General features: G+C 67.2%; 6 protein-coding genes. 3 read left to right on the top strand and 3 right to left on the bottom strand.

The genetic code is table 11. The features are described from left to right. From Y706_RS30140 to Y706_RS0109580, 3 genes are all read right to left on the bottom strand, one after another. The coding region (locus Y706_RS30140) for a biotin/lipoyl-containing protein (RefSeq protein ID WP_043435771.1) at positions 1-293 on the bottom strand (293 nt) is incomplete at its 3' end. Positions 294-419: 126 nt separating this feature from the next. Then, on the bottom strand, positions 420-1,805 hold the full coding sequence (lpdA, locus tag Y706_RS0109575) for a dihydrolipoyl dehydrogenase (RefSeq protein WP_018772391.1): 1,386 nt from the start codon (positions 1,803-1,805) through the stop codon (positions 420-422). 267 nt (positions 1,806-2,072) lie between these two features. Then, positions 2,073-3,599: a leucyl aminopeptidase gene (locus Y706_RS0109580; RefSeq protein ID WP_028276423.1), complete on the bottom strand. Its 1,527-nt coding sequence runs from the start codon at positions 3,597-3,599 to the stop codon at positions 2,073-2,075. A 375-nt stretch (positions 3,600-3,974) separates the two neighbouring features. Here Y706_RS0109580 and Y706_RS0109585 point away from each other — a divergent pair, with 375 nt between their 5' ends. The 3 genes from Y706_RS0109585 to Y706_RS24675 all read left to right on the top strand — a co-directional run. Continuing rightward, complete coding sequence (locus Y706_RS0109585; RefSeq protein WP_028276424.1) at positions 3,975-4,913, top strand: proteasome assembly chaperone family protein; 939 nt, start codon at positions 3,975-3,977, stop codon at positions 4,911-4,913. A gap of 34 nt (positions 4,914-4,947) precedes the next feature. Beyond that, positions 4,948-6,279, top strand: a complete 1,332-nt coding sequence (locus Y706_RS0109590; RefSeq protein ID WP_028276425.1) for an MFS transporter — start codon at positions 4,948-4,950, stop codon at positions 6,277-6,279. A 184-nt stretch (positions 6,280-6,463) separates the two neighbouring features. Beyond that, a partial coding sequence (locus tag Y706_RS24675) for a DUF4192 family protein (RefSeq protein ID WP_052355045.1) occupies positions 6,464-7,766 on the top strand: 1,303 nt, incomplete at its 3' end.

Genomic DNA, 7,766 nt, shown 5'->3' on the forward strand with positions numbered 1-7,766 from the left:
GCCTCTTCGGCGGCCACGGCCGGAGCCTCTGCCGCGGCCGGGGCCGGGGCGGCGTCGCCGGAGCCGATGCGGACCAGCGGGGCGCCAACTTCAGCGGTCTCGTCCTCGGCGACGAGGATTTCCTCGATCACGCCGGCGATCGGAGAGGGGATCTCGGTGTCTACTTTGTCGGTGGAGACTTCGAGCAGCGGCTCGTCCACCTCTACCCGGTCACCGACCTGCTTGAGCCAGCGGGTGACGGTTCCTTCGGTGACGCTCTCACCGAGGGCGGGCAAGTTAACGGATTCAGACATGTCGTCCCCGTTCTCCTTATTGATCTTTAGTGCGGATGATTGCTGCCTTGGTCGAGCTTAGTGCACCCGGCTTTTCGGGCCGGGTGCACCAAGCTCTGAGTTCATGCGGTGGTGCGGGCGGAGCTGCTAGCCGTGGAGGGGCTTGCCCGCCAGCGCCAGATGCGCCTCGCCCAGGGATTCGTTCTGGGTGGGGTGGGCGTGGACCAGCTGGGCCACGTCCTCCGGGTAGGCTTCCCAGTTCACAATCAGCTGTGCTTCACCGATCTGCTCGCCCATGCGGGCGCCGATCATGTGGACGCCGACGACGGGGCCGTCCTTCTGGCGGACCAGCTTGACCAGGCCGGACGTGCCCAGGATGGAGCTCTTGCCGTTGCCGGCCAGGTTGTATTCCTGGGTCTGGATCTGGTCCTCGCCGAACTTCTCCTTGGCGGCCTTCTCGCTGTAGCCGACGGTGGCGATCTCGGGTTCGGAGTAGGTGACCTTGGGGATGTTGACGTCCTCGACGATGACCGGCTTCAGGCCAGCGATCTCTTCGGCGACGAAGATGCCCTGCTGGTAGCCGCGGTGCGCGAGCTGCACGCCGGGGACGATGTCGCCGACGGCGAAGATGTTGCCGACGCCGGTGTGGAGGCGCTCGTTGGTGATGACGAAGCCGCGGTCGATCGTGATCCCGGCCTCTTCGTAGCCAAGGTTCGCCGTGACGGGGCCGCGGCCGACGGCGACGAGCAGGAGGTCGGCCTCGAAGGTCTTGCCGTCCACGAGGGTGACCTTGACGCCGTCGTCGTTCTGCTCGACGCCCTGGAAGAAGACACCGGTGGAGAACTTGATGCCGCGCTTCTTGAAGGCGCGCTCAAAGGCCTTGACGATCGTGGCGTCCTCGTTCGGAACCAGCGACGGGAGGCCTTCGACGATCGTGACGTCGACGCCGAACGACTTCCAGACCGAAGCGAACTCGACGCCGATCACGCCGCCGCCCAGGATGATCGCGCTCTTGGGGATGTAATCCATGGTCAGGGCTTCGTCGGAGGTGATGACCTTGCCGCCGATTTCCAGGCCCGGCAGGGTGCGGGAGTACGAGCCGGTCGCGAGGACAATGTTCTTGCCCTTGTACGCGGTGCCATTCACGACGACGGTGTCGGTGCCCTGAAGCTTGCCCTCACCCTCAATGACGGTGATGCCCTTCTTGCCCTTGATCAGACCCTGCAGGCCCTTGAACTTGCCGGCAATGATGCCGTCCTTGTAAGCGTTGACAGCCGTGATGTCGATGCTGTCAAGGGTCACGTTGACGCCGTACTTGGCCGAGTCGCGGGCGTGGTCCGCCAGCTCTGCCGAGTGCAGCAGGGCCTTGGTGGGGATACAGCCGTTGTGCAGGCAGGTGCCGCCGAGCTTGCCCTTTTCGATGAGGCCGACGGTGAGGCCAAGCTGGACAGCACGCAGTGCGGTGGCGTAGCCGCCGCTGCCGCCGCCGAGTACCAGGATGTCGAATTCTTGCGCAGTTGCCTGATCGGCCACTAAAACGCTCCCTCGCGTGAACGATGACACGAGAGTACGCATCATCTGGTCTTGGAACCTGTCTGCTGTGATTGTGCCAGCCGGCCGGTTCCCTTTCATTTGTGACTACTACATTGGGGTCTGCTTCTGGGAAACAAGGTTTACCTTAGCGAACCACTAATACATGCTCCACCTTGCCATGGCGTTTGTGGAGCGCTTGTGTCCAGTGTCACGCGCCTTTGTGGCCGGGAAGGCATCGCCGCCCCGGCCACAAAGCCGCGATGCGCGCTAGACGGTCTTGGCGAGGATGTCCTCGACGTAGGCCACCAGGGTGCGGACGGTGCTGCCCGTGCCCTGTTTGTGGTTGTAGCCGTAGGGGCTGCCGTTATTGAACGACGGGCCGGCGATGTCGATGTGCGCCCACGGGATCTGTTCCCCGTCCTTGCCCTTGCCGACGAACTCGCGCAGGAAGACGGCCGCGGTCATCATGCCGCCGTGGCGTTCGCCAATGTTGGCGATGTCGGCGACCTGGGAGTCGAGGCTGGCCCGGAGTTCTTCCGGCAGCGGCATGGGCCAGACGAGCTCGCCGGCCCGGTCCGCGGCGGTCTTGATGGCGCCGGTGAGGGAGTCGGAACCCATCACGCCGGCGGTGCGGTCGCCCAGGGCAATGAGCTGGGCGCCGGTGAGGGTTGCGACGTCGATGATGGCGTCCGGGAATTCCTGGCTGGCGGCGACGATGCCATCGGCCATGACCAGGCGACCCTCGGCGTCGGTGTTGAGGACCTCGACGGTCTTGCCGCCGAACATCGTCAGGACGTCCGCCGGGCGCTGTGCAGCGCCGGAGGGCATGTTCTCGGCGATGCAGAGCCACGCGGTCGCCTTGACGGGCAGCCCGAGGCCCGCGAGGGCCAGGACGGTGTTGAGGACGACGGCGGCACCCGCCATGTCGGACTTCATGTCGCCCATGCCCAGGGCCGGCTTGATGGAGATGCCGCCCGTGTCAAAGGTGATGCCCTTGCCCACGAGGGCGATCTTGGCCGTGGCCTTCGCCGGGGCGTATTCGACCTTTACGAGGCGCGGCTGCCGGGTGGAGCCCTTGCCGACGCCGAGGATGCCGCCGAATCCCTCCTTCTCAAGACGCTTCTCGTCCCAGACGGTCACCTTCACCGGCAGGCCCTTGGACAGTTCCTTGGCGGCGTCGGCAAAGGACTCGGGGTAGAGGTGGCTCGGCGGCTGGTTGACCAGCGTGCGGGTCGCGTTCACGGCCGTGCCGATCAGGGATGCCCGGTTCAGGACCGGCGCCAGCGCCTTGTCCGTGGCGAAGTCGGTGCGGATGATGACGTTCTTCACCGGGTCCTTGAGCCCGTCCTTGGAGGACCGGAACTCCGTGTAGGAGTAGGCGCCCATCGCGGCGCCCTCGGCGACCGCCGCGACCTCGGCCAGGGTGGTCGTGGGCAGGGCCAGGGTGACGGTGGCGACGCCGGCCAGCTGGCGGACGGCCGAGCCGGCGGCACGGCGCAGTGCCTCCTCGGAGAGCGGCTTCGTGGCGGAAAGCTTGCCGACGCCGGCGAGCAGCAGGATGGTCGCTCCCGCCTCGGGCAGGCCGGGCAGCCGGTGAGCCTGGTCCGCCGCGCCGGTGATGCCAAGAACGCTCAGTGATTCCGCCAGGGCCTCCGCGGCCTTGGCCGTCAGCGGATTGTCGAGCAGAACGGGGCCGTCAGGACCCTGTCCGACGCCGATGACGAGGGCATCGCTGGGGGACTTCTTCAAATCCCCTGCGACTGCACTAAGTTTGACTTCACTATTCTTGACCACGAGGACAGTCCTCAATTCTCTGTGATGGTTCTCGGTGATATTCGGCAGGAACTGCATGTTTGGCGTCCTGCCACGGATCCCGGGGCGCCGTCGGTTTGGGACGCAACCCGGTGTCTGCAAAACAGGCCCTAGGGCCATCACCGATCGTAGTCTCTCGACCGTGCGGAAATTCAATCGAATGAGAGCTGGAGCACACACCGGGCAGGAATTAGCCCGGGTGCCGGGGCGTTGTATTGGTAGAGACGCTGCGGAGCGGTGAGTGCTCCATGGGACTGGCCGGGAGGATCTGCCTGACTGGCCGTTCCGCCAGGCACCGCCCGAATGGCGGATTGCGCCCCGCTTCTCCCACCGCCGCCATCGTGAAAGGAACACGCCGTGATTGAACGGATTTCCGGCTCTTTGCTGGATCCCCAGTCGCTCTATATCCGTGATGACGCGCTGTTCTCCAGCACCGAACTGCGCGGACTCAACCTCGTCATGGGGTTCACCGGCTTCGCCGACGCGGGCCACGTGGTCCGGCAGATCACCGCAGAACTGCTGGACACGCTCGATGCCGAGATGATCGCCGAGTTCGACGCCGACCAGCTGATCGACTACCGGTCCCGGCGCCCGCAGGTCAGCTTCGTCGAGGACCACCTGCAGGACTACCAGGCACCGAGCCTGGCCCTCTACCGGCTGGTCGACGGACTGGGCAGCCCGTTCCTGCTCCTTGCCGGGTTCGAGCCGGACCTGCAATGGGAGCGCTTCGCGCGCGCCGTCGTCGGCCTCGTCGAGGAGCTCGACGTCAACCTCGTCACCTGGATCCATTCGATCCCGATGCCCGTTCCCCACACCCGGCCGGTCGGTGTGACCGTGCACGGCAACCGGCCGGAGCTGATCGAGGGAATCTCTGTCTGGAAGCCCACAGTGGAGGTGCCGGCCGCGGTGGGCCACATCCTGGAGCTGCGGCTGACGGAGGCCGGCCGGAACATCGCCGGCTATGTGATCCATGTGCCGCACTACCTGGCCGAAGCCGAATACCCCACAGCCGCCGTCGCCGGGCTCGAGTACCTGGGCGCGGCAACGTCGCTCATGCTGCCGACCGACCGTCTGCGCGAGGCGGGACGCGAGGTGGGCCGGCAGATTGCCGAGCAGATCGAGGCATCCGAGGAGGTCCAGCAGGTGGTCTCACGGCTGGAGGCCCGGTACGACGAAAAGGCCGAGGGGACGGTCCGGAGGTCGCTGCTGGCAGACGAGAACGACCAGCTGCCCAACGCCGACGCTCTTGGTGCCGCCGTCGAGGCGTACCTGGCCCGTAAAGAACCCGGCGAATAAATACTATTTATCCTAAGCCGGGCATAATGGGGGAGTGACCTCTCCCCGCGCCTGGCTGATCTGGATCGTCGGGATCTTCGCCTATCTCGTGGCGGTCAGCCAACGGACCTCCTTCGGGGTGGTCGGCCTGGAGGCAACGGAACGCTTCCACGCCAGTGCCGCGGAGATCTCCTTCTTCACCGTGCTGCAGCTGCTGGTTTATGCGGCGCTGCAAATTCCCGTGGGCATTCTGGTGGACCGGTTCGGCTCCCGCGCGATGCTCGCGGGCGGTGGTGTCCTGATGGGACTCGGCCAGCTTCAGCTGGCGTTTGCCGACAACATTCCCGGCGGAGTCCTGGGACGTGTCCTGGTGGGCGCCGGTGACGCCATGACGTTTATTTCCGTCATCCGGCTCATCCCGCTCTGGTTCGCCCCGGGGCGCGTCCCCCTCCTGACGCAGCTGACCGGCATGTCCGGCCAGCTCGGCCAGCTCTTCAGCGTGGTGCCGTTCGCCATGATCCTGCACTCCGCGGGGTGGACTCCCGCCTTCCTGACGCTCGCCGCGATGTCCGGCCTCGCCGTCGTGCTGGTGCTGATCCTGCTCCAGGACCTTCCGCCCGGGCACTCCGCACCGGCACAGTCCCAGGGGCTGCGCGCCACCGGCATTTCGCTGGGACACGCCTGGCGGCAACCCGGGACCCGGCTCGGGCTGTGGAGCCACTTCACCGTCCAGTTCAGCGGCACCGTTTTTGCCATGACGTGGGGCTACCCTTTCCTGATTTCCGCCGAGGGACTGGACCGCGGCACGGTCTCGGCCCTCATGGCGCTGTACGTCGCCGGCGCCATCGCCGCCGGACCCCTGATGGGCCGATTCGTTGCCCGGCATCCGCTGCGGCGCTCCACTATGGTGCTGTTCATTTCCGGATGCACCGCTGCCGCCTGGGCGGCGGTTCTGCTGGTGCCGGGACGCGCGCCGCTCTGGCTCCTGGCTGCGCTGGTGGTGACCCTCGCCGTCGGCGGCCCCGGTTCCATGATCGGCTTCGATTTCGCCCGGACCTTCAACCCGGCCCACCGGCTCGGCACCGCCACCGGGATCGTCAACGTGGGCGGCTTCATCGCCGCGCTCGTGTCCATTTACCTGATCGGGCTGGTACTCGACGTCCTGCATGCCACCGGGTTCTCGCAGGGGGAGCTCTACGGCCTGGATCCGTTCCGCGTGGCCCTGAGCGTGCAGTTCCTGCTGCTGGCCGGGGGAGCAGGAGCCATCGTGGTGACCCGGCGGAAGGTCCGGCGCCAGATGGCGGCCCAGGGAGTCATGGTTCCGCCGCTGCTCAAGTCCCTGGCCGAGCAGCGCAGGCTGGTCGCGGAGCGCCGCCGCACGCCCTGAACCAGCTGTTGGCCGGTATGGGCTCCGTCTGCCGGCGATTGTCATCACGCGTTCGTGCCTTGTGCGTCCAGTCACTGTTGCTTCTCCACGGACGGCTATCCCCGGTCGGCTATCCACCCTCGTTTATCCACATAGCGCAACCCGGTACTGTCGCCGGGGACGCGGCCGCCGCGAAGCTGGGCTTATGACAGCTCCCGATCACCTGAGAATCACCGGCCCCGAAGACATCCTGGGCTTCATCCCGCACTCCCTCGGCTACTGGCCGGAAAACAGCCTCGTGGCCATGACCTTGCAGGGCAAACGTCTCGGAGCCACCTTGCGGGTCGACCTCCCCGTGCCCGGAGGCGGCTCAGGCCGGAGCGACATGCTGGCCGGTTTCGCACGAAATGTCGTGGCCTATCTGCAGGCGGACGACGCGGCCGACGGTTCGCTGCTGGCCTTCTTCACTGACGCCGACGCCGACGCCGACACGGAGACGGACAGCGCCGGCGACGGCCATGCGTGGGCGGACCTGCTCAAAGAACTCGAGCTTGCCCATGAGGCAGCCGGATTGCCCTTGAGGGATGCCTGGATTATCGGTACTGAGTTCTGGCGCAACGCGCACTGCAGCGACCCGGACTGCTGTGGGATGCCCGGCCGTCCGGTCGAGCAGATCAGGAACAGCAGGCTCAACGCCGAGATGGTCTACCGCGGCAGCAGCGTCGGCGCGGTCCCCGGCGCCCAGGGGACCACCCCGGCGCCGCTGCCAGTGGACCCCGCGGTAAGCCTCGCCGAGTGCGGCTGGGCGGAGCAATTCTCCCCGCGACGGCGGGACCGGGCCCAATTCGACCAGGTCCTCGATGTCTGGACGATCGCCATGCACGCCGCCATTGGCCGGGAGTGCCTTCCGGTCCCCACCCCGGGTGACGTGGCTAGGGGTGCCGTCCCCGACGCCGGAACCACCGACGCCGGAACCACCGACGCCGGAACCACCGGCTCCGGGACGCCCGACGCCGGCACCGACGCCGGGACCACCGGCTCCGGGACGCCCGATCCCTGGACCATTGGCCGGCCGCTTCAGCTCTCACCGGAACTCGCCGGCTACCTGCGGGCCAGCCTGTGCATTCCGTCATGGCGGGATGCGGTCCTGGTGATGGCGGCCGCCGGACGGTCCGCGGCCGAACGCGGCGCCGAGGACTTCGGTATCTTCGACCCAGACCCCGGGTCCGCCGCTTTCCCCGATAACACGCCCGCCTCACGGCCCCGACCGACGCCCAGCCCCCTGCCGGGTCCAATGTCCGGCCCCGCTTCCCGGTCCAGGACCGCTCCGCGGATGCCCCTGCCGGTGGCACCCGGCAGCGGCGGGTCCGCCGCCGGCACCGTGCCTGCAGCCGGAGCTGTTCCCGGTTACGGGGAAGTCCTGCTCGGACTGGCGCCGTCGGTCCCGGACTGGACCCTGATGGTCGGGCTCGAGCGGGTCCTGGAACGGCTCGGCCGTCTTGGTGACG

Origin of the sequence: Arthrobacter sp. I3 (assembly GCF_000520575.1) — a bacterium.
GTDB classification, from domain to species: Bacteria; Actinomycetota; Actinomycetes; order Actinomycetales; family Micrococcaceae; genus Arthrobacter; species Arthrobacter humicola_A.